This is a genomic window from Gemmatimonadaceae bacterium, assembly GCA_016720905.1.
Classification (GTDB): Bacteria; Gemmatimonadota; Gemmatimonadetes; order Gemmatimonadales; family Gemmatimonadaceae; genus Gemmatimonas.
Window position 1 is genome coordinate 1 of sequence record JADKJT010000028.1, and the last position, 21,387, is coordinate 21,387.

At 65.8% G+C, this 21,387-nt stretch carries 21 protein-coding genes and 1 pseudogene; 21 read left to right on the forward strand and 1 reads right to left on the reverse strand.

All coding sequences use genetic code 11. From position 1 onward, the window contains the following. From IPP90_16455 to IPP90_16465, 3 genes are all read left to right on the forward strand, one after another. Positions 1-447, forward strand: a 447-nt coding sequence (locus IPP90_16455) for a class II aldolase/adducin family protein (GenBank protein ID MBL0172279.1), incomplete at its 5' end; no start/stop codon positions are given. Continuing rightward, complete coding sequence (locus IPP90_16460) at positions 393-647, forward strand: class II aldolase/adducin family protein (GenBank protein MBL0172280.1); 255 nt, start codon at positions 393-395, stop codon at positions 645-647. The genes IPP90_16455 and IPP90_16460, both read left to right, overlap by 55 nt. Continuing rightward, a complete protein-coding gene (locus IPP90_16465) occupies positions 644-1,741 on the forward strand; it encodes a hypothetical protein (protein MBL0172281.1) in 1,098 nt (365 codons plus the stop codon). Before IPP90_16460 ends, IPP90_16465 begins: the two co-directional genes overlap by 4 nt. A 98-nt stretch (positions 1,742-1,839) precedes the next feature. On the opposite strand, the gene rpsT is transcribed toward IPP90_16465, so the two are convergent. Next, on the reverse strand, positions 1,840-2,079 hold the full coding sequence (rpsT, locus tag IPP90_16470) for a 30S ribosomal protein S20 (GenBank protein MBL0172282.1): 240 nt from the start codon (positions 2,077-2,079) through the stop codon (positions 1,840-1,842). 246 nt (positions 2,080-2,325) lie between these two features. Here rpsT and IPP90_16475 point away from each other — a divergent pair, with 246 nt between their 5' ends. The 18 genes and pseudogenes from IPP90_16475 (at position 2,326) to groEL (ending at position 21,387) form a co-directional block, all read left to right on the forward strand. After that, positions 2,326-3,051 (forward strand): site-2 protease family protein, encoded by a 726-nt coding sequence (locus tag IPP90_16475; GenBank protein ID MBL0172283.1) that lies wholly within the window; start codon positions 2,326-2,328, stop codon positions 3,049-3,051. Next, a complete protein-coding gene (locus IPP90_16480; GenBank protein ID MBL0172284.1) occupies positions 3,048-3,797 on the forward strand; it encodes a segregation/condensation protein A in 750 nt (249 codons plus the stop codon). The genes IPP90_16475 and IPP90_16480 overlap by 4 nt, the downstream gene beginning before the upstream one ends. Then, positions 3,772-4,323, forward strand: a complete 552-nt coding sequence (scpB, locus tag IPP90_16485; GenBank protein MBL0172285.1) for an SMC-Scp complex subunit ScpB — start codon at positions 3,772-3,774, stop codon at positions 4,321-4,323. The genes IPP90_16480 and scpB overlap by 26 nt, the downstream gene beginning before the upstream one ends. 306 nt (positions 4,324-4,629) lie before the next feature. Next, positions 4,630-5,367, forward strand: a complete 738-nt coding sequence (locus IPP90_16490) for an rRNA pseudouridine synthase (protein MBL0172286.1) — start codon at positions 4,630-4,632, stop codon at positions 5,365-5,367. A gap of 122 nt (positions 5,368-5,489) precedes the next feature. Beyond that, positions 5,490-6,473 (forward strand): MoxR family ATPase, encoded by a 984-nt coding sequence (locus IPP90_16495; GenBank protein MBL0172287.1) that lies wholly within the window; start codon positions 5,490-5,492, stop codon positions 6,471-6,473. A 17-nt stretch (positions 6,474-6,490) separates the two neighbouring features. Beyond that, positions 6,491-7,561, forward strand: a complete 1,071-nt coding sequence (locus tag IPP90_16500; protein MBL0172288.1) for a DUF58 domain-containing protein — start codon at positions 6,491-6,493, stop codon at positions 7,559-7,561. Then, entirely contained in the window at positions 7,558-8,709 is a 1,152-nt protein-coding gene (locus tag IPP90_16505) for a hypothetical protein (protein MBL0172289.1), read from the forward strand. The genes IPP90_16500 and IPP90_16505 overlap by 4 nt, the downstream gene beginning before the upstream one ends. Further along, complete coding sequence (locus IPP90_16510; GenBank protein ID MBL0172290.1) at positions 8,706-9,641, forward strand: VWA domain-containing protein; 936 nt, start codon at positions 8,706-8,708, stop codon at positions 9,639-9,641. The genes IPP90_16505 and IPP90_16510 overlap by 4 nt, the downstream gene beginning before the upstream one ends. Before the next feature lie 115 nt (positions 9,642-9,756). After that, positions 9,757-11,412 carry a VWA domain-containing protein gene (locus IPP90_16515; GenBank protein ID MBL0172291.1) on the forward strand — a complete coding sequence of 552 codons (1,656 nt, stop codon included), beginning with the start codon at positions 9,757-9,759 and terminating at the stop codon, positions 11,410-11,412. After that, a complete protein-coding gene (locus IPP90_16520; GenBank protein ID MBL0172292.1) occupies positions 11,409-13,742 on the forward strand; it encodes a BatD family protein in 2,334 nt (777 codons plus the stop codon). Before IPP90_16515 ends, IPP90_16520 begins: the two co-directional genes overlap by 4 nt. Beyond that, positions 13,739-15,553 (forward strand): DNA mismatch repair endonuclease MutL, encoded by a 1,815-nt coding sequence (mutL, locus tag IPP90_16525; protein ID MBL0172293.1) that lies wholly within the window; start codon positions 13,739-13,741, stop codon positions 15,551-15,553. Before IPP90_16520 ends, mutL begins: the two co-directional genes overlap by 4 nt. Further along, entirely contained in the window at positions 15,550-16,515 is a 966-nt protein-coding gene (gene miaA / locus IPP90_16530) for a tRNA (adenosine(37)-N6)-dimethylallyltransferase MiaA (protein MBL0172294.1), read from the forward strand. The genes mutL and miaA overlap by 4 nt, the downstream gene beginning before the upstream one ends. Then, positions 16,512-17,672, forward strand: a complete 1,161-nt coding sequence (gene bshA, locus IPP90_16535) for an N-acetyl-alpha-D-glucosaminyl L-malate synthase BshA (GenBank protein ID MBL0172295.1) — start codon at positions 16,512-16,514, stop codon at positions 17,670-17,672. Before miaA ends, bshA begins: the two co-directional genes overlap by 4 nt. After that, positions 17,669-18,472, forward strand: a complete 804-nt coding sequence (gene uppP / locus IPP90_16540; protein ID MBL0172296.1) for an undecaprenyl-diphosphatase UppP — start codon at positions 17,669-17,671, stop codon at positions 18,470-18,472. Before bshA ends, uppP begins: the two co-directional genes overlap by 4 nt. Before the next feature lie 4 nt (positions 18,473-18,476). Then, entirely contained in the window at positions 18,477-19,244 is a 768-nt protein-coding gene (locus IPP90_16545; GenBank protein MBL0172297.1) for a biotin--[acetyl-CoA-carboxylase] ligase, read from the forward strand. Between the two features lie 55 nt (positions 19,245-19,299). Continuing rightward, the gene (locus tag IPP90_16550) at positions 19,300-19,614 is read left to right on the forward strand and encodes a type III pantothenate kinase (protein ID MBL0172298.1); all 315 of its coding nucleotides are present in this window, start codon (positions 19,300-19,302) and stop codon (positions 19,612-19,614) included. 16 nt (positions 19,615-19,630) lie between these two features. Beyond that, the gene (locus IPP90_16555; GenBank protein ID MBL0172299.1) at positions 19,631-20,209 is read left to right on the forward strand and encodes a type III pantothenate kinase; all 579 of its coding nucleotides are present in this window, start codon (positions 19,631-19,633) and stop codon (positions 20,207-20,209) included. A 506-nt stretch (positions 20,210-20,715) separates the two neighbouring features. Continuing rightward, a pseudogene (groEL, locus tag IPP90_16560) lies at positions 20,716-21,387 on the forward strand (chaperonin GroEL).

Here is a 21,387-nt window from a genome sequence, read left to right on the forward strand (position 1 = left end):
GCGGAAGGGAATTGCTCGGTGCGGCTACGAGACGGTACGCTGCTCGTCACCCCGTCCGGAGCGGACAAGGCCTCGCTCACGGCGCCGCAGGTGCTTCGGCGACACGCCGACGGCACCGAGTATCACAACGGCGGCACCGCCACTGTGACGAGTGACACATCGTCCGGTGACAGTCCGCCGCGCCCGTCGTCGGAACTGCAGATGCATCTCGGGATCTACGGTTCACGAGCGGACGTCATGGCGGTCGTGCACGCACATCCGCCGGTCGCGACGGGATTCGCCACGGCCGGCCGGACGATTCCCGCAGATGTGTTGCCTGAAGTGCCCGTGGTGCTTGGTCCGGTCGCGCTGGTGCCGTACGGACGCCGGGCACCGCGGCCTTGTTCCACGCCTTGTTTCCCTTCGTCGCCGACCATGACGTGTTTCTGCTCTGCAATCACGGAGTGACCGCCGTGGGACGATCGCTGACGGAGGCGCTGACGCGGCTGGAAAGTGTTGAACAGGCTGCGCGCATCGTGCTGGTGGCCGAACTGTTGGGAGGTCCGCGGGTATTGCCCGCGGAGGAAGCACAGGCGCTGGCCTCGCTGTGGCGAAGGCCGGTGGCGAGTACATATTCTGCACAGCATTCCACGGATGCCCTTTCATGACGGAGACACGCCACGTGTCGATCGATGAGGTGCGCACGCTCGTTTCCGAGCGCCAGCGCTACGATGACTGGTTGACCGCCCTCGACGCGCGACGGGATGAGACGCCGGAACGCGTCTTCGAACGCGTACGCGGGGACTACGTCACGCGGCGACGCGACGTCATGAACCGGCTGCGGGAGCATGTCGGGGCGCTGGCCAGTATGGGCAGCGATCTCGACGCGCGCCTGGCCTCGCTGGAGGCCCGACTGGGCACGCTGGAGGACGAGCGCGCGGAAGCGATGTTGCGCACGGCGGTTGGGGAGTTTGACGGCGACCGGTGGGAACAGGTCCGCCAGAGCGTGGAAGCGCAGATTGCCGAACTCGGGGATCAGCGGACGCTGCTGCAGGTTGAAGGCGACGAAGTCCGTACGCTGCTGGCGAGCGCGCGGAGTGAGCCCGAAGTCGCGCCATCCGCGGTACCCGACGCAGCGGTGGCGCCCGACGCACCGGTCGAGGACGTTGCCCCGGAAGCGACCGACGCCGACCTCATCGTGGCCGACACGATGGGAGCCCCTGTTGACGCCTCTGTGTCCGAGGTGATCGCGCCAGTGCCGTTGCTCGCACAGGATATCAACGAACGGCGTGCCGACGGACTCGAATCGTCTCCGTTGCCCACGGCGGCGGAAACCGCCGAGGAATTGGCCGAGCTGGACAATGCGTTGGCGCTGTTCTCGAACGATGCGCCCAACACCGCGTTTCATTCGGCACCGGCGCCGGTGATCAGCACGCCGTTGATGGACGGGCTTGATGTGTTCGACGATTCCGAACTCGGCGATCTGCGCATGGCGCCACCCAGCCACGCGACGGCCACCGTAACGCCGCCAGCAGCGAGCCAACCGGTCGGCGAGGCGACATCTGGATCAACGGCCCGCGACGGTTTCGATGATCTCGCGTTCCTGCGGTCGGTCGTCGATCCGTCAGCGCAGGGCGGGATGGCGCGAGCCTCGGGCAGCGGCGATCAACTGAAGACGCTGCGATGCACGGAATGCAGCACGATGAACCTGCCCACCGAATGGTATTGCGAACGCTGTGGCGGCGAACTCGCGGCGTTCTAGACCGTGGGGTTGCCGAAAAAACGCGGGGCCGGAATCCTTGGATTCCGGCCCCGCGTTCGATATCAGGTGTTCAGCGTCGCCGACGGCGACGCAGCGCATCAAGCAGTCGCAGCCTTCTTGGCGAGCTTGCTTTTCTGACGCGCGGCGGTATTGCGATGGATGAGCCCCTTCCGTGCAGCCCGGTCGAGCAGTGAAACGGCCGACAAGCGTTCGTCGGAGGTGCCACCGTTCTTCGCCTTCTTGACCGCAGTGCGCAGAGCCGATCGCTGCGCACGATTGCGCACCGCAGCCGCACGCGATTTCCGCAGATCTTTCTTTGCGGACTGGATATTCGGCACGGAAAAACCTCTAGTACAGGACTGGTGCAGGAGGATCGGCTGGGCTGGAACGACGCCAAGCCAAAGCCAATCGCCGAAATTGAAAATCGGGCTGAGTGGCGACAGAACGGTAAAAGTATCTGGCTTCTGAAGTTGGGTCAAGTCGGCGTCAGGCGATTTCGGCCGTCAGCCGCTGGGACCTTGTCGGAAAACGATACCCGGTGCTTTTGACAGGTCCGGCCTCTGCCGCTAGGTTCCGAGTCCGACTTGCTTGGAATCACCAGTTCGTTTCCAGTCGCCCCTGCCGCGTTGGACAAGACCCAGCTTTTCGCCCTCGTGGCACCGGTGCTGCTGTTTTCCATGGTCGCGCACGAATATGCGCACGGCTATGCCGCATTCAAGCAGGGTGATACGACCGCCTACCAGCTTGGTCGGCTGACGTGGAATCCGTTCAAGCATATCGATCCATTCATGACCGTCCTGCTGCCGGTCATGCTGTTCTTCCTGGGGGGGCCGATCTTTGGCGGCGCCAAACCCGTTCCGGTCAATCCACGGAATTACCGGAACTACCGTCGGGGTGACATCATCGTGTCGTTGGCCGGCGTCGTGACCAACGTGGCGATTGCGATCCTCAGTGTGCCGCTCGTGATGCTGGTGGGGCTGATCGGGTCGTGGTTGCCGGCGATGATCAAGCCGCTGGGGATTCTGCAACTCATGCTGGCGCAGGGCATTTTCATCAACCTGATTTTGGCGGCGTTCAATCTGATGCCGGTGCCGCCACTCGATGGGTCGCACGTGTTCAAGTACCTGCTGCCACCCCGCTGGGCGCTGGCCTACCAGCGGTTGGCGGGTGTGGGACTCCTGCTGCTCTTCGCCCTGCTCTCGTTCGGCCGTCCGCTGGTGAACGCCTGGCTGGCACCGGCGTATTACCTGCGCATTTTGGCGGAACAGTTCTACTTTCCATTCATGCTGCCCAACCCCTTCGCCGCGTGATCGCTCCTTCCTTCCGCGTGACCGACGCCGAGTCTCCCGCGTTTGTCGTGGAGTTGAGTCAGTTTACGGGTCCACTCGACCTGTTGCTGTCGCTGATTCGCGACGAACAGGTGGACATCTACGACATCCCGATTGCCCGTATCGCTGAGCAGTTCCTGGCGCGCATTGGATCGCTTGGACTCGACGAAGCCGCCGACTACCTCGAAATGGCCGCGCGGTTGCTGCGCATCAAGGCGCAGATGTTGCTGCCGCGGGCCGATGGTGAGGAGTCGTGGGAGGACCCGCGCGCCGAGTTGGTACGCCGGCTGCTGGAGTATCAACAGATGCGCGAGGTGGTCGATCTGCTCGAGCACCGCGGCGAGGAGCGCCGGCACCAGTTCAATCGGCGCTGGGTGCCACAGGCGGCCGATATCACGCCGGTCACGGCACCGTTGTCGTTGACGCTCAACGATCTGTTGGCCGCCGTCGATCGCGTGCTGCGGACGGCGAAAGAACCAACGATGCACGACGTCGTGCCGCGCGCGCTGGATGTGGCGGGAGCCATGTCCACCATTCGCGCGCTGCTGTCCATGCGTCGTGATGCACGGTGGTCCGATCTGGTGGGGCGCGATGCGGAACCGTGGCAGATTCTGTCCGTGCTGTTGGCGTTGCTCGAAATGGCGAAGATGGGCGAACTGCGAATTGCGCAGGCCCGCCCCTTCGGCTCTGTGGAGATTGTCCGTGACGCCGTTAGCGAAGCTGCTTGAAGCGGCGTTGTTCGCCGCGGCGCGACCCCTCGCGCTGGACGCTCTGGCCACGCTGGATCCTGAAGCGAGCCCCGCGGCGGTGTTCGCGGCCCTCGATGAATTGCGCGAGCACTACGACGTTGATGGACATGGCGTCGAAGTTGTTGAACAGGGTGGGGGATGGCAGATCCTCACGCGGGCCGAATACGCGGAGGCGATTGAGCGCGCGCAGGTGGCTGTTCGACCGCAGCGCCTGTCGGCGGCGTCGCTGGAAACACTGGCCATCATCGCCTACCGTCAGCCTATCGGGCGGGCGGAAATCGAGGAGATTCGCGGGGTCGCCGTCGGCAGCGTGCTCAAGTCACTGCATGAACGGGGATTGATCGATATCGTCGGACGAAGCGAGGGCATCGGGCGGCCGCTGCTGTATGGCACGACGCCGCAATTCCTGGAGCAGTTCGCGCTGCGTCATCTCGAAGAACTGCCGCGTGCCGACGAACTGGCAATCGCCCTGCGCGGTGCCGGCAGCGCTGTTGTGGCGGAGTGACGCGTCCCGGGGGGCGTCCACCTCGGAGAGGAGACGATGCACCGCGCGCCCGCCAAGCCAAGCGCGGCTAGACCGCGTGCTCCCAAGTCGGGTGCTCCCAAGTCGGGTGCTCCCAAGTCGGGTGCTCCCAAGTCGGGTGCTCCCAAGTCGGGTGCTCCCAGGTCGGGTGCTCCCAGGTCGTCGGGTGCTCCCAGGTCGGGTGCTCCCAGGTCGGGTGCTCCCCAAACACGCGTCGGTGGCAAGAAGTCGCGGCCACCGCGTCCCGCACCGGCAGGACCACCAGGGAGTGGCGGTAAGGGCGGCACGGTGGCCGCTGTGGACGAAGGTCCCGTCCGGGTGCAGCGCGCCTTGGCACGGGCAGGCCTGTCGTCGCGACGTGAGGCCGATCGCGCGGTGGCGGAAGGACGCGTGCAGGTCAACGGCGAACGCGCGGTCATCGGACAGTTGGTGGATCCCGCGCGCGATCAGATCACGCTCGACGGCGAGTTGGTAAGCGTCAGCGTGGCGAAGCACCGATGGATTGTGCTCAACAAGCCCACGGGCATCGTGACCACGAGCCGCGATCCGCAGGGACGCCGCACCGTGTTCGATCTGGTCGACAGAGTGCCAGGCCTGGTGTATGTCGGTCGACTCGATTTCATGACCGAGGGCGTGCTCCTGCTCACGACCGATGGACGGGCCGCGCACGCCCTGACCCATCCGAGTCGGGAAGTGGAACGCACGTACGTGGCCACCGTGCAGGGAGATGCGGTCAACGCCGCGCGCGAAGCGCGTCGGGGTGTTGAACTCGAAGACGGTGTCGTCATTCCTCGTGACGTCGCGGTACACCCGCTGGGACAACGTCGCTGGGCGTTCGAGATCACCATTACGGAAGGGCGCACGCATGAAGTGCGCCGCATTTGTGATACGCTGGGACTCGAAGTCGAGCGCCTGGTACGTACCCGATTCGGGCCGATCCGCCTTGGCGAACTCGCGCCCGGCGAAACGCGGTCAGTGACACCGACCGAGCAGGCTGTCCTCGATGCGCTCATTGCGGCACCCTGACTTGCGCCGATGGTGGAGCCTCGGGCATCCATCCGGGGTATGCCCGAACGTATCGGGAATCGTGTTTCGCACCGTCGGCCCGGCACGACTGACGCCGGGCCTCACCTGAAGACCCTGAGGAGTTGCCAGCCGTGACCACCAGCGCCAACGCGTCCACCGACGCGGCACTCGTGCAGGGCGTGATGCGCGAGGTCGCGCGTCGTATCGTGGGCCAGGAGTACATGGTCGAGCGATTGCTCATCAGTCTCCTGACCGGCGGACACGTCCTGCTCGAGGGCGTGCCGGGACTGGCGAAGACGCTGACCGTGCGCACGCTGGCCGAAACCGTGCGAACGACGTTTCAACGCATTCAGTTCACGCCGGACCTGCTGCCCGCCGACGTGGTGGGCACGCAGATCTACGATCAGCGCACCGGCGAGTTCCGCGTGAAGCATGGCCCCATCTTCGCCAACATCGTGCTGGCCGACGAGATCAACCGCGCACCCGCCAAAGTGCAGGCGGCGCTCCTCGAGGCGATGCAGGAGAAACAAGTGACGATCGGCGGCACGACCTATCGGCTGCCGGAACCGTTTCTGGTACTCGCGACGCAGAATCCGATCGAGCAGGAAGGCACGTATCCATTGCCGGAGGCGCAGGTCGATCGTTTCATGATGAAACTCCGCGTCGGCTATCCGACACGGGCCGAGGAAAAGGAAATCCTTCGGCGCATGGCGGGCGGCGACAAGATCACGATCGCACCGATCGCCTCGCCGGAGGAACTGCTCGACGCCCGTCGGCGCATCAGCGAATTGTACATGGACGAGCGCATCGTCGATTATATCGTCGAGTTGGTGCATGCCACGCGACATCCGAACGAGGTGGGCGCATCCGATCTCGTGCCGCTCATCGAGTTCGGCGCGAGCCCCCGCGCCACGATCGCGCTGGGGCAGGCGGCGCGTGCCCATGCGTTCCTGCGCGGACGCGCGTTTGTCACGCCCGACGACGTGAAGAGCATTGCGCCTGACGTCCTGCGCCACCGGGTGCTCACCACGTTCGAGGCCGATGCCGAAGGCGTGACCAGCGACGCCATCGTCTCGCGCCTGCTCGCGTCCGTCGAGACGCCCTGACGCCCAGTCCGTCCCCCGTGTCGCTCACCAGCGCCTCCCTCGCGAACGCCGTACCGGCCGATGTCCTGCGCCAGGTGCGGCGCATCGAAGTGCGCACGCGCCGGCTGGTCGATTCGCGCTTTGCCGGTGAATACCGCTCGTTGTTCAAGGGACAGGGCATGGAGTTCGCCGAGGTGCGCGAGTATCAGGACGGCGATGAGGTACGCTCCATCGACTGGAATGTCTCGGCGCGCATGGGGCGCCCGTTCGTCAAGCGCTACGTCGAAGAACGTGAGTTGACGATCATGCTGGCCATCGACTTGTCGGGCTCATCCCGATTCGGCACGCGCGCACGCTTCAAGCACGAGTTGGCCATTGAACTCGCCGGTGTGCTCGCCCTGACCGCGGTCCGCAATAACGATCGCGTCGGGCTGCTCCTCTTTTCTGATCAGGTCGAACACGCGCTGCCGCCGCGAAAAGGACGCAAGCATGCACTGCGCGTGATTCGCGATCTGCTGAGTGTGGTGCCACGCTCGCGCGGCACCTCGGTGTCCGCGGCCGTCGATCGGCTGATGCGACTGTTGCCGCATCGCTCGGTGATCTTCCTGTGCTCCGATTTCCTCACCGAGTCGCTGGAGAAGCCGTTGGCGCGTCTCGCGCAACGACATGATGTGGTGGCGGTGACGCTGGAAGATCCGGCGGAACGCATGTTGCCAGACATCGGTCCGGCGCGCCTGGAGGATCCGGAAACCGGTCAGCGCATTGAAGTCGACACGTCACACCCCGCCGTGCGCGCGGCGTTCGCGCGCGAGGTGGCCAAGGCCGACGATGCCCGGCGCAAGTTGTTCGGACGACTGGGGCTCGACGAAATCGTCGTGCACACCGAGCATGGGTATGTGGACGCGCTGTTGTCGTTCTTTCGGGCACGGGCACGCCGACCGCATGGCGCCGTTCGCACGGGACCGCGCGGATCGATGGGGGATGCGGCCAGTGCCGAAGCCGCCGTACGTCCTCACGCCACTCCGCGGTCCGTGCCTGCGGCCGAGAGTCCGCCAACCCGTGCGTCCGGACGGGCCACCTATGTCCGTCCGCCGACGAGTGCCCGATGAGCGGGCCGGTGTCGCGCAGTGGTCCGACCGGACGATGGGCTCGGCGCATGGGCCTGGTGTGGTGTGTCGCCGCGCTCGGTGCGATGTGGGTACCGGTTGTGTCGGCGCAACGCGCGCCGAAACGCGCCGCCGTTTCAGCGGCCAATGCCGCGCCACGCGACACGGCGTCGGCCGCCTCGCCGATCAGACTCGGTACGATGGTCCGGCCCGATACGGTGTTGGTCGGTGATCCGTTCACACTGACAGTCACCATCGAGGCTCCCGTCGGAACGACGGTCCAGTGGCCAACCATTGGCGACACGGCGGCGGTGGTCGTCATGCGCGCACCGACTCGGGTGACCAGTGAAGACCGCGACGGCATGCGACGTGAGACCGCCGAGTACGCGCTGACCGCGTGGGATGTGGGGACGCTGCCATTGGGGCTGCCCGAGGCAACCGTACGAACGCCCGACGGTGTGCGCGCGGTCCCGCTGCGTAGCGCGAGGATCGTGGTGATGTCGGTGCTGCCGGCTGACACGTCACTACATGTTCCCAAACCGGCACGCGCACTGTTTCCGCGAGTCGTACCATGGTGGGAGGCATGGTGGCCGGCCGCGGTGGCGGTGGTCGCGCTCATGCTGTTGTGGGGGGCGTGGTATCGACGCCGGCATCGCGTGGTCAATCGCGTGGTCGCGCCCCTGGATGTCTTCGCACGAGCGATGCACGACTTCGATCGCCTGCAACGGCTGGCCTTGGCCGATCTGGGTGAGCGCGGGCGGGCCGTGGCGTTGGGAGTGGAAATTCTGCGCACCTATTTATCCGCGCGATTTCCGGCGGCGGTGCTTTCCGAGACGAGTACGGAATTGCTCACGGCCATCGGCGCCGATGCTCGGGTGCCCCGCGATCGGTTGACATCGCTGCTGGCCGAAGTCGATGCGATCAAATTTGCGCATGATGCGGTGTCCGCGCCGCGCGCGCGTGAACTGCACGACGAGGCGCGCGCCGTGGTGTCGGCAATCGAGCAGGCGGAGCAGGCACGACGGAAGCGCGAGGAGTCGGCTCGATTGGCGGCTGAACGCGCCGACCGGGACACGGAGCGGGTGGTACGCCGGAACGCCGAAGATGAAGCGCGTCGTCGCGCACGCCGACCGAAGGCTGGTGCGACATGAACCAGGTGCTCGACGGCATTCGTCACCTCAATTGGGCCTCCTGGCAAGGCGATGACCTGACGCTGCTGGGCGTCAACTTCGCGCATCCGATGGTGCTTGTGCTGCTCACTTTGCTCCCACTCTGGTCGTGGTGGCGTCGTCGCGGTGTGCGCGAACTGGACGCGATTCCCTTTCCGTTGACCGTGGTGCTGGCGCGTGGTCCGCGGCCGCGCCTGGCCTGGATGCGATGGCTGCCTTGGCTGCGGATGGTCGCGGTCGCCGGTTTGATCATCGCAGTGGCGCAACCGCGCTCTGGCGCGCGCTCGACTCGCGTTTCCAGCGAAGGCATCGACATTGCGCTGGCCGTGGATATCTCCAGTTCGATGCTGGCGGAGGACTTTCAGCCGCAAAATCGCATCGAAGTGGCCAAGGACAAGGTCAAGCGGTTTGTCATGGGGCGCAAATCTGACCGCGTCGGACTGGTGGCGTTCTCGGGCGAGGCGCTGACGCAGGTGCCCCTGACCACCGACTACCCGGTGCTGCTTGCCGCCATCGATAACCTGCAGGTGGGACAGCTCGAAGACGGCACCGCCATTGGCACCGCCATTGCCACGGCCGCAAACCGACTGCGCACCGCGCCGGGACGTTCGCGGGTGATGGTGGTACTGACAGACGGGGAGAACAATCGCGGGGCCATCGATCCACGGACGGCGGCGCAGGCGGCGGCCGCGTTCGGCATTCGCATCTACACCATCGGTGTCGGCAGTGAAGGGATGGCCGCGGTGCCGGTGGGGCGAAGCTTGTTCGGCCTGCGATACGAGAATCGGCCGGTCAAGATCGACGAGGCGTTGTTGACGGAAATTGCCTCCAGCACCGGGGGCCGGTACTTCCGCGCCAAGGACGCCGAGGCGTTGCAGAGCATCTACGAGCAGATTGATGCCTTGGAACGGTGAATCGTCGAGCAGCGTGCCTTCGTGCGGTACACGGAGCAGTTTCGCTGGCCACTGCACTCGCGCTGGTGGCGCTGCTGATGGAACTGTTCGTGCTGGCCAGGCGCGGGGTGCTGCCATGACGTCGGTGCCGCGGGTGATCTTCGACCTGCCATGGCTGCTGCTCGGCGCGCTGATCCTGCCGCTGTGCGTCTGGCTCCTGCGTCGTGTGCGGGCGCGTCAGCGTCGGGAACGGCTTGGCCGATACGCTGAACCGACGGCACTCCGGCGTCTGGTGCCGTTCACCGGGACCAGTCCGGGGGCACGCACGGCGCGGCTGGTCTCCATCGCCGTGCTCGCCGGCATCGCGCTGGCTGGGCCTCGCTGGGGCCTCGCCCGGGGCCCGTCTTCGGCCCGCGGAATCGACATGGCCGTGGCGCTCGACGCATCGCTGTCGATGACGGCAACCGACGAACGTCCGTCGCGACTGGAACGCATGAAACAGGAGGTGCGTCGACTGCGGTCGATGTCGCGCGCCGATCGCGTGGCCTTGATGGCCTTTGCCGGTCGCAGCTACATCCTGACGCCGCTGACCACCGACGACGGCGCGTTGGAACTGTACCTGGACAACCTTGACCCCAGTGTCGTCGGGCAGGCGGGCAGTTCCATCGCACGGACCATCCGTCAGGGCACGGAGCTATTGCTGGCCAGCGATGGGAGCGCGGATCGCGCGTTGGTGGTCATGACGGACGGCGAGGTGTTCGAGTCCGCCGAAGATGTGGTAGCGGCCGCACGCGAGGCGGGTTCGCAGGGGATCAGCCTGGTCACTGTGGGATTTGGCACCGAACGGGGGAGCACGATCCCTGTGCGGGATGGCAGCGTGATTCGGGAGAAGCGGGACGCCGACGGCAAGGTGGTGGTCACGAAGTACAACCCCGACCTGCTGCGACAAGCGGCGGAAGCGGCCGGCGGCACGTTCATCGCGGCTGACGCATCGGACAAGGCGACGCGTGTGCGCGCCGCCTTGCGTTCCCTGCGCACGGCACGCCGCACGGTGGATTCGCGAGAAGACCACGTCCCGCGGTTTCTCTGGGCGCTCGTGCCGGCGCTGTTGCTGCTCCTCTACGACACCTGGGCGATGACCCGGCGCATCGTGCGCGCCGCGCCAGTCGCAACGGTGCCGGTCACCGGCCTGCTTCTGCTATGGGTCAGCATGGCCGGTTGTGCACGACCGCCCGACCCGGCGCGATTGTACGCCGACGGTGATGTCAAGCGCGCGATTGCCGCGTATCGCCTCATGGTGGCCGAGGGCGACACGTCGGCGATGACGCGCTACAATCTGGGAACAGCGCTGATCGCGGTGGACTCGCTGACGGAAGCGGTGGAACTGTTGGAAGCAGTGCGTCGCAGCACGGATGGCGAGTTGCGCATGCGGGCGCGATATAACGCGGGTCTCGCGCAACTCCTGATCGGCCGCGCGGCCGGCAATCCGGATGCCGATCGCGCGCTGGCGGCGGCGCGCGCAGCGTATCGTGCACTGTTGCAGGACCGCGCGACGGATGCCGATGCCAAGTGGAACTTCGAGCTCGCACTGCGGCATCCGCCACCAAACAGTGGCGGGGGCGGTGGTGGTGGCGGCGGCAACGATGCCGCGGAATCGCCGTCACCGCCGCAGGGTTCGCTGGATCAACGACAGGCCGAAGCGCTGCTCAACAGCGCGGCGCGCGAGGAACGGGACGTGCAAGGGCGCAAGCAGCAGAAGGGTCGCGTGCCGCCTGTCGGGAAAGACTGGTGACGCGCGCCCTGCGGATCTCCCTCTGGTGCGCGCTAGCCATCGGGGGGCTGGCGCGTGTCGCGGGCGCACAAACCAGTGCCACGGCCATTCTTGATCGCGTGGAGATGAATGCCCGGCGGCCGATCGATTTTCACGCGATAGTGCTGCCGGAGACCGTGTACGTCGGGCAGCAAGCCACGTATCAAGTGGCGGTGATGCTCAGTGCGGATGCGCGTTCACGATTGCGTCGCAATCCGGAGTTTCTCCCGCCCGAATTGCACGGACTGTTGGCATACGAGTTGGGCACACCGACGCGTGTACCGGCGCGCAATTACGCCGGCGGCGTATTCGAGGCGCATGTGTTTCAACGGGCCCTTTTCCCGGTGACCTCCGGCGCCCAGGTGGTGCCCGCACCGCAATTGACCTACGCGCTTCCGCAATCGTCCAGCTATTTCAGTCGCGAAGAGCGCTTTGTGGTGCGCGCCGAAAGCGCGGCGTTCATCGTGAAGGCCCTCCCTGCGGAAGGTCGCCCCGACGATTTCAACGGCGCGGTGGGCGTCTTCAAGTCATCGGTGCGCATCGATACCACCGTGGCGCGTGTCGGTGATCCCCTGGTGCTGACGCTCCGTGTGCAGGGGACGGGCAACGTGAAGCTCTTGCCTCGCCCGACCATCGAACTGGATTGGGCGTCGGTCGTGCCGGGGACCGAACGCATACAGGTGGACAGCAGTGGAGCGCTCGTCCGCGGGACCAAGGATTTCGACTGGATTCTGACGCCGGCCCGCGACGGCCGCGTGATCGTGCCGGCGCTCCGCTACGCCTACTTCGATCCATATGCCGCGCGGTACGCCATGGCCGAGTCGGCGCCCGTGGCATTGTCAATCCGCAGCGGTACGCTGGCGTCGTCGGACGAAGGGGAATCGGTCACGCTGATGCCGTTACGGACCGTCGAGGACGTCACCCGTTCCATCAGGACCTGGTCAGGTGCCGGTCGCCCGCCCGCCGATTGGCTGTTCTGGTTGGTGTGTGCGCTGCTGCTGCCATTGCCGTTCCTGTTGGTGACGCGCTCCACGCGCGTGGCATCGCCCCGTGTTCGGGCCGGGGGCGTACCCACTTCCTCAAACGCCTCGATGCACGTGGAGGAGCTGGGCGCGCGCGGTGCGGCACGCGTGACGCGTCGCACGTTGCTCGCATCGCTCGCCACCCGCTTCGAGCAGAGTCCGCAGGCGCTGGTGTCACGGCGCCATGTGCGGCGCGTGTTGCGACGAGCCGGCGTGACGCGGCAGACGACGCGCGAATTGCTGGTCCTGCTCGAACAGCTCGATGAAGTGGGGTTCGCGCCGTCGGCATCCAGCCAGCGGAGTGCCGAGATCTCCGGCGCCGCCACCGAAACCGACGCGGCGCGTCGGGCGACGGAGCTCTTGCGGCGCGTCGAGTCTGAAGCCGTGCCCCGGGGTCGCCAGCTGAACATGACGTCGATGGGCGCCCTGTGGATGCTGGCGGGACTGACCAGTGCGGCGTTCCTCGTTGCGCCGCTCCGCGCGCAAACCCGAACGTCACCCTCCAATCGGGTCGCGCTCCCGAGCCTCGAAACACCGCGCGATCCGGTCGCTGCGGTCGGCTTGGCGCGAGACGCGTACCATCGGCGGGCGTTCACGGAAGCGGCACAGCGTTTCCAGGCATTGGTCGCGCGACAACCGCGCAATCCCGATCTGTTGGCCAATTGGGGAACGGCCGCGTGGGCGGCCGGTGACACGGTTGACGCGGTCATTGCGTGGCAGCGCGCGGCGCGTCTGGAACCACTCGCGGTGGATCTGCAGGAGCACATCAGTGCACTGCCTGCCGGTGCGCGGGGAGGCGTCGCGGACATCCCAATGGTGCCGGTGTCGTGGCTGGCGCGAGTGGCCGTGGTGCTGTGGTTCGCCGGATGGCTGGTGTTGACGTGGCTGGCGTGGCAACGCCGACGGTCCGGGGATGTGGTCGCCACGCGCATGTCGCGCTGGCTGCGGGGCATGGCGCAATCCATGTGCCTGCTGGCCCTTGTCGCCCTGGGCGCCGCATGGTGGGGAGCACGCGCACTCGACGCGTCGGCGCTGGAGGTGGTGCTGCGACCAGAGACGATGCGCATTGCACCCGGTAATGATGCGGATGCCATGGGGGGCGTGACGACAGGCGATGTGGTGCGCGTGATGGAGTCGCGAGACGAGTGGCGACGCGTCGTGCACGCGGACGGCAGACGCGGCTGGTTGCCCGCTATGCGACTGCTCGCGATTGAGGAATCGACGAACGTGACGGTGCTCGAGGCGGCCCCGGATCGGGTACCGAGTGGGCGTCCGGTTTCGGTACCGTGACCATGCCACGAATTGCCATCCTGTCCAGCGCGGTCGCCGATCAGATTGCGGCCGGCGAAGTGGTCGAGCGCCCGGCGTCCGTCGTCAAGGAACTGGTAGAGAATGCGCTCGACGCGGGCGCGACGATGGTGGAGGTGACGGTCGAGGAAGGCGGCCGTTCACTGGTGCGCATCGCGGACGATGGCGTCGGAATGGATCGCGCCGATGCCGTGCTTTCGCTGGCACGACACGCGACGTCGAAGATCACGTCAGCTGAGCAGCTGGTTGGTGTCCGCAGCTACGGTTTTCGCGGTGAAGCACTGCCGGCCATAGCGTCGGTATCCGAACTCGAGATGGAAACCGCCACGGAAGATGGGGCGGGGACCCTGGTGCGCGTGGCCGGCGGCACGGTGATCGACACGCGCGAGGCCGCGCGACGTCGCGGCACGACGGTGACCGTGACGAGACTCTTTTACAACACGCCGGCGCGCCAGAAATTCCTGCGATCCGCGAGGTCCGAATGGCGGGGCATTCTCGAGACGGTACAGGCCATCGCGGCGTTGCGTCGCGATGTGCATTTCACCGTGCGTCATGACGGCAAGGTGGTGATTGAACTGCCGGCCGCGCGTGATTTGCGCGCGCGTCTGGCCGCGCTGTGGGGCCATCGGGATATCGAGCGGTTCATTGCCGTGGACGACGTGACCGGACCGATGCATGTCACGGGACTGGTAGAGCGACCGGCCGACGTGGGTACCGGCACCCGTCGCGTGCTGCTGATGATCAACGGCCGGGTGATCCGCGATCACGGCATCGTGCGGGCCGCCGAAGCGGCGTACCGGTCGACGTTGCCGGCGGGTGTGCGCCCGTCGCTGATCCTGCAATTGCATCTGCCGGGAGACGGCGTCGACGTCAACGTGCACCCGGCAAAGTCGGAGGTGCGCCTGCGGGAGCGGTGGCCGGTTGAACGCGCGGTGGAGCATGCCGTCCGACGCGCGCTGGGTGTCCTTGAGGCGAGCGCCGGTATCGGGTGGCGCACCTGGACACCGGCGCCGGTGGCCGATTGGCGCCAGGACATCCACACGCTTGAGCCGGCGGATCTGCGGGCGCGTCCCACCGGCGAAGGCCTGTTCGCACCATCGTTCTCCGACGCGACCGGCCGCGGCGGCGATCCGGTCGCGCCGTCGACTGAGGTTGCCGGGAACGATTGGGACCGGGCAACGGCGGCCGAGTTCTCGGCGGCCGACGACACGCCGTCCGTGCGGCAGGTCCCGCCGCTCCTGCAGTTGCGCCGAACGTACTTGCTGTTCGAGCACGAAGAGGGTGTCGTGTTGATCGATCAACATTCGGCGCATGAGCGCGTGTTGTACGAGCAGTTCATTGGCACACTCGAGCGCGGCGAGTCACCAGCGCAGCGCCTGTTGTTTCCGCTGACGCTGCACCTTGGGCCGGATGAGGCGGAGGCATTCGATGCCAACCGCGCGTCCTTCGAGGCATTGGGTTTCGAGATCGATCACTTCGGTGGTCATTCATTGCTCGTGCAAGCGGTCCCCATGCCGCACCCGCGTTTCGATGCCGAACGCTGTCTGCGCGAAACGTTGGCCGCGCTCACCGGTGACCGGGCACCGGGTGATGCCAAGCGCCACGAACGTCTGGCCGCCACGTTCGCCTGCAAGGCGGCGGTCAAGGCGGGAGACGTGTTGTCGCCGGGCGAAATGCGCGCCCTGTATGTCGCGCTTGCGGACACCAGACTGCCCGCGCACGACGTGCACGGACGGTCGACGATCGTGCGGTTGTCCTGGGACGAACTTGACCGGCGTTTCGGCCGGAAATGACAGACGTTGACGGTGCCAGCCTGATCACGCCCGTCATCATCGGGCCGACGGCGGCCGGGAAGTCGGCCATCGCCCTGCATCTGGCATCGACATACGGGTTGTCGATCATCAGTGCCGACTCGCGACAGGTGTATGCCGGGTTCAACATCGGGACGGCAAAGCCCAGCGCTGATGAACAGAGATTGATACCGCACTACGGCATCGATGTGCTGGCGCCCATCGCCCGGTACTCCGCCCACGAGTGGGCCCGCGATGCGGAGCGGTGGGGCCGGGAGTCCCGCGCACAGGGCCGCATGCCCGTGGTGGTCGGAGGCACCGGATTCTATGTACGGGCGCTGGTCGATCCCCTCGACGACACACCGTCGTTGGAGCCGTCTCGTCGGGCCGCGTTGGGATCATGGCTTGCGACACTCGATGCGGAAACGCTGGAGCGCTGGTGTCGACGACTCGATCCCGCGCGCGCAGCCTTGGGCCGCACGCAGCGACTACGGGCGGTCGAGACCGCGCTGTTGGCGGGACGCCGGATCAGCGAATGGTCCGTTGGCAATGCCGACGTTGAGGCGACCGCGGCGTCGTCGCGCCCCCTGGCGCGTCAGGCGCGCTATCTTGTGGTTGATCCTGGGCCCGCGCTGGCCACGCGCATTGCTGGTCGCGTGGCAGCGATGGTGGCCGACGGATGGTTTGACGAAGTGCGGGCGCTGATGGACTACGTGCCGGCCGACGCGCCGGCATGGCAAGCCAGCGGGTACGCGCGGGTACGTGATGCGGTCGCCGGCGTGATACCGCCAGCCGAGGCCGTGGAACGCGTCATCATTGAGACACGGCAGTACGCCAAACGACAACGAACCTGGTGTCGACATCAGTTGCCCGGGGCGCAGGTGACACGAGTGGATAGCAGTGCACCGGACGCGCTGGCGTTGGCACGCGCATGGTGGGAATCCGACGACGGGAGTGCGACATGAAGATCGGCATCACCTGCTATCCCACCTATGGTGGCTCTGGCGCTGTGGCCACGGAACTGGGGATCGCGCTGGCGGCGCGCGGGCATGAGGTGCACTTCATTACCTACCAGCAACCGTTTCGCCTGCCAAACTTTCTGCCCCGCGTGTGGTTTCATGAAGTCGACGTGGGCCGATATCCCCTGTTCGAGTATCCACCGTACGATCTCGCGCTGGCCGTCCGCATGCACGAGGTCGTGCGCGATCATCAACTGGACATTCTGCACTGCCACTACGCCATTCCGCATGCGACCAGCGCCTGGATCGCGCGCGAGATGCTCCGCGAGGGCGCGGGCGACGTCAAGGTGGTCACCACGTTGCACGGCACCGACATCACCATTGTCGGACAGGAGCGGTCGTTCTATACCATTACGAGATTCTCCATCGAGAAGTCTGACGCCGTGACCGCCGTCTCGGACTATCTGCGTGACGAGACGTACCGTGCGTTCGGTTGCGTCGGCTGCGACGTCGAGGTCATCCATAACTTCATTGATCCGAATCTGTTCGATCGGTCCCGGCATGTCTTCCCGATTTCGGATGACGTCGTGAAGGGCCGAAAGGTGCTCATGCACATCTCCAACTTCCGACCCGTCAAGCGCGTGCGGGACATCGTGCGCGTATTTGCACAGGTCAATGCGGCCGTGCCGTCGATGTTGCTGATGGTCGGCGATGGTCCCGATCGGGTGGAAGCCGAGGCAGAAGCGCGGGAACTCGGGGTCGCCGATTCGGTGTTGTTCCTCGGCAAGATCGATGCGATCGCACCACTGCTGGCCGGCGCGGACCTGTTCTTGCTGACCAGTGACAAGGAATCGTTCGGCTTGAGTGCCCTCGAAGCGCTGGCGTCCGGCGTGCCGGTCATTGGCGCGGACGCTGGCGGGCTCCCTGAAGTGGTGACGCAGGGCGTAACCGGTCATCTGTGTGCGGTCGGCGACGTGGACGCAATGGCGCACGCGAGTATCGCGCTGCTCACGAATCCGGCGCGCTGGCAAGTGATGAGTGACGCGGCCGCGGCGGATGCGCGTCGCCGTTTCTCGCAGGACGCGGTGGTGGCGCAGTACGAAGCCGTGTATGAGCGGACGCTCGCGGCACCGCGAATCGACACACCAACCCCGCGCCCGTGACCATTACGCAAGCCGTCATTCTCGGACTGGTGCAGGGGTTTGGAGAACTCCTGCCCATTTCGAGTTCCGCGCATCTCGCGCTCGCGCCCTACTTCCTGAACTTCACCGATCCGGGGCTGGCATTTGATGTTGCCTTGCACTTCGGGACGTTGCTGGCGTTGATCTGGTATTTCCGTCGAGAGTGGATGGAAATGCTGGCCAGCGTGGGGCAGATTGTGCGTACCCGTCGAGTCGCGACCATCCATGAGAAACGCGCGCTCTATCTCGTGGTGGCCACGATCCCGGGCGGCATCGGTGGGCTGCTGCTGAATGACTACGCGGAAACCACCTTCCGCTCGCCGGCATTGATCGCCACCACGCTCGCGGTGATGGGGGTGGTGCTCTGGGCCGTGGATCGCTGGAGCGTGCGGGCGCGGGCGATCGAGGACGTCACGTTGCGTGACGCGATTCTCATTGGGCTTGCCCAGGTGTTGGCGCTGGTGCCCGGCGTTTCGCGATCGGGTTCCACGATTACGGCGGGCCGCGCCCTGCACTTCGATCGCGCCAGCGCGGCGCGTTTCAGTTTCCTGATGAGCATGCCGATCACGCTCGCCGCCGTGGTCCTCAAGATGCCGGAGGCCGTGCGCGCCGAGGGGCTGTCAGCACCGCTGATAGTCGGTGTTGTCGTGGCGGCCGTGAGTAGTTGGGTCGCGATCACCGTCCTGTTGCGCTACGTGAGTAAACACAGTTTCGGCGTCTTTGCCGCGTATCGATTGCTGCTGGCGGCGGCCGTGTTCGCCACCATTGCTGCTCGAGGGTAGCTGCATGCGCGTGATGAGGGGGCGCGCGATGCATGCGCCCGACGACGAGCAGCTGCAGTCGGCATCGGCGTTGGGGCTGGTGCAGTTGGTGCACGAACGCGAAGTGGCATCCACCATGGACGTGGCGCACGCATTGGCCGCGGACGGGGCACCCGCCGGCCTGCTGGTGGTGGCCGACCGCCAGCATCAAGGTCGAGGTCGTGGCGGCAACCGCTGGGAGTCGCGCGATGGGGCCGGACTGTGGATGACGCTGATCGAACGACCCGTCGACCAGCGCGTCATCGGCGTGCTCGCCCTGCGCCTCGGACTGGCGATTGCCGACGCGCTGGATCCGCTGGTTGAGGACCGCATACAGCTCAAGTGGCCCAACGACGTGATGACGGGGCGCGGGAAGGTTGCGGGAATTCTGGTGGAGGCGCGGTGGCGCAACGCGTCCGTAGATTGGGTCGCCGTTGGGATCGGCATCAACCGTCGCGTCCCACCGGAGATCAAGTCCGCCGCTGCGGTTCGCGAAGGGGTCTCGCGCGCCAGGCTGTTGGAGGCCGTGGTGCCGAGGTTGCGCGCCGCGGTGTCCGTTCAGGGCCAGCTCTCAGACAACGAGCTCGCCGCCTGGCATGCGCGCGACTTCGCGCGTGGTCGCCGTATTGCTGCGCCGCGCGCCGGCCGGGTTGTCGGCATCGCGGCGGATGGGGCCCTGTTGGTGGCCGATGCCACCGGCGCTGCCGTCGAGGCCGTGCACGCCGGCTCCCTGGTGTTTGACGAGGGAGCCTGACCCATGACACGCCGCCCGAGCGATTCATGAGGTGTCACCAGGAGCCGGAGCGACGGTGCTGATTGTCTTCGATGTGGGCAACACCGAAACCACCATCGGCCTGTTCGATGGGGTCGCGCTGACGAATCACTGGCGCATCATGACCGCCGTGTCACGCACCGCCGATGAGTTTGGATTGGTGCTTCGCGGCCTGCTGTCGGCGGCCGATGTATCGATCGGTCGCGTGACGGCGGCGGCCATCGGCTCTGTGGTTCCACCGATCACCGACCCGCTGGTCCGCGCATGCCAAGGAATACCTGCGCGTGACACCGGTGGTGGTGGATGCGAAAAGCGGCGTTGCCCATTCGCTTGGAGGTCGATGAGCCGATGACCGTGGTGCCGATCGCCTGATCAACACACTGGCCGCCAGTCGACTCTTTGCCCGTGACACGATTTGCGTTGATCTCGGCACGGCCACGACGTTCGACTGCATCACCGCCGATGGAGTCTTTCTTCGGTGGCGTGATCATGCCGGGCGTACGGTCGTCGGCCGAGACGTTGACGCGCCGCACATCGAACTGCCGGCGACCGAACCCGGGCCGCCGAGACAAGTGATTGGGAAACGGACCGAGGAATGCATCCGAGCCGGTGTGTTGTTCGAGCGGCGGACGCCATTGACGGCATCGTGCGGCGCATCAAAGCCGAATGGCCACGCCCGGGACGCCGCTCGTGGTCGCCACGGGCGGACTGGCGGATGTCCTCCAGCCGTACTGCCGGGAATTCGATCGCGTCGAGCCGTTCCTGACACTCGTCGGTCTGCGCATGGCGCACGAACCGCTGACGGCGTAATGACGGACCGAGCCGGGCTGAATCGTGGTGCTCATTTCGGGGGATCGGCCAAAAGGCATGGCCGCAGCCAATTCGGCTCATCTCGTGCGCGATCGCCATACGCGACACGCCGTTTCGGCGTACGGCTGAGTCTGTAAGCCGTTAAATTTCAATCACTTATGCAATGTTTTGCGACCGAGATGCGGCTTGACGTCGCCTTCTGGCCGTTTAGCATTCACTCGTTAGCACTCAACTATCGCGAGTGCTAACATCGAGCAAGTAACTCGTTCGATCCCTGACACATACGCAGGAGACCAGGACTCATGGCAACTAAGAGTGCCGCGAAAGTAGCGCCGCCGCCGATCGCGTCGTCGCCAAGCCGCCCGAAGAAACCGAGTGATGCGTGTGGGCTGTACATCCGGCGATATCGCTAGGAAAAGCCGCAGCAAGGTGCCGTCCGGAAGAAGGACCCGGGTCGTTTCTTGAGAAGGACACGCGCGTGCCGATGGATGTGAAGGTCGGCGATAAGGTGCTGTACGGGAAGCAGTGGAACCGAGGTGACGATCGAAGGTGGAGCAGCTGTCATCCTCCGCGAGTCCGATGCTCGCGATCAACAACTAAGTCGAACCAACCGAAAACGGAACGCAACCATGGCTATAAAGAACTGCATTTCAACGTCGAGGGGCGCGCCGCCGCACTACAAGCGCGGCGTCGATCAACCGCGGAAGCGGTGAAGGCTTGCTCGGCCCTGGGCGCGGCCGCAACGTGGTCATCGACAAGAAGTTTGGCGCGCCGACGGTCACCAAAGGACGGTGTGACGGTCGCCAAGGAAATCGAGCTGGCCGATCCCATTGGCAACATGGGCGCGCAGATGGTGAAGGAAGTCGCGACCAAGACCTCCGCGATCTGGCGGGCGACGGCAGCACGACCACGGGCCACCGTGCTCGCGCAGGCGATCTTCCGCGAGGACTCAAGAACGTCACCGTTTGCCCTAACCCGATGGCGCTCTGCCGCGGCATCGAAAAAGGCGTCGTCGCCGGTATCGTGGAAGAACTCAAGAAGCTCTCCGTGCCGACCACGGGCCGGAAGGAAATTGCGCAGGTGGGAACGATCTCGGCCAACAACGACCCCGAAATCGGCAAACCTGATCGCGGGAAGCGATGGGAGAAGGTCGGCAAGGACGGCGTGATCACGGTTGAGGAGGCGAAGGGCCTGGAGACGCTGGAGACCGTGGATTTGCATTCAGACTCGACCGCGGCTACCTCTCGCCGTATTTCGTGACCGATCTGGAGAAGATGGAGGCCGTGCTCGAAGGTGCCTCATCCTGATCCACGAC

What these genes read in the sequence shown, in the direction of transcription:
- IPP90_16465 (MBL0172281.1), top strand. Translation starts at nt 644, where the DNA reads ATGACGGAGACACGCCACGTGTCGATCGATGAGGTGCGCACGCTCGTT.
- IPP90_16505 (MBL0172289.1), top strand. Translation starts at nt 7,558, where the DNA reads ATGAGCGGGCCGGTGTCGCGCAGTGGTCCGACCGGACGATGGGCTCGG.
- IPP90_16510 (MBL0172290.1), top strand. Translation starts at nt 8,706, where the DNA reads ATGAACCAGGTGCTCGACGGCATTCGTCACCTCAATTGGGCCTCCTGG.
- IPP90_16515 (MBL0172291.1), top strand. Translation starts at nt 9,757, where the DNA reads ATGACGTCGGTGCCGCGGGTGATCTTCGACCTGCCATGGCTGCTGCTC.
- miaA (MBL0172294.1), top strand. Translation starts at nt 15,550, where the DNA reads ATGACAGACGTTGACGGTGCCAGCCTGATCACGCCCGTCATCATCGGG.
- bshA (MBL0172295.1), top strand. Translation starts at nt 16,512, where the DNA reads ATGAAGATCGGCATCACCTGCTATCCCACCTATGGTGGCTCTGGCGCT.
- IPP90_16545 (MBL0172297.1), top strand. Translation starts at nt 18,477, where the DNA reads ATGCGCGTGATGAGGGGGCGCGCGATGCATGCGCCCGACGACGAGCAG.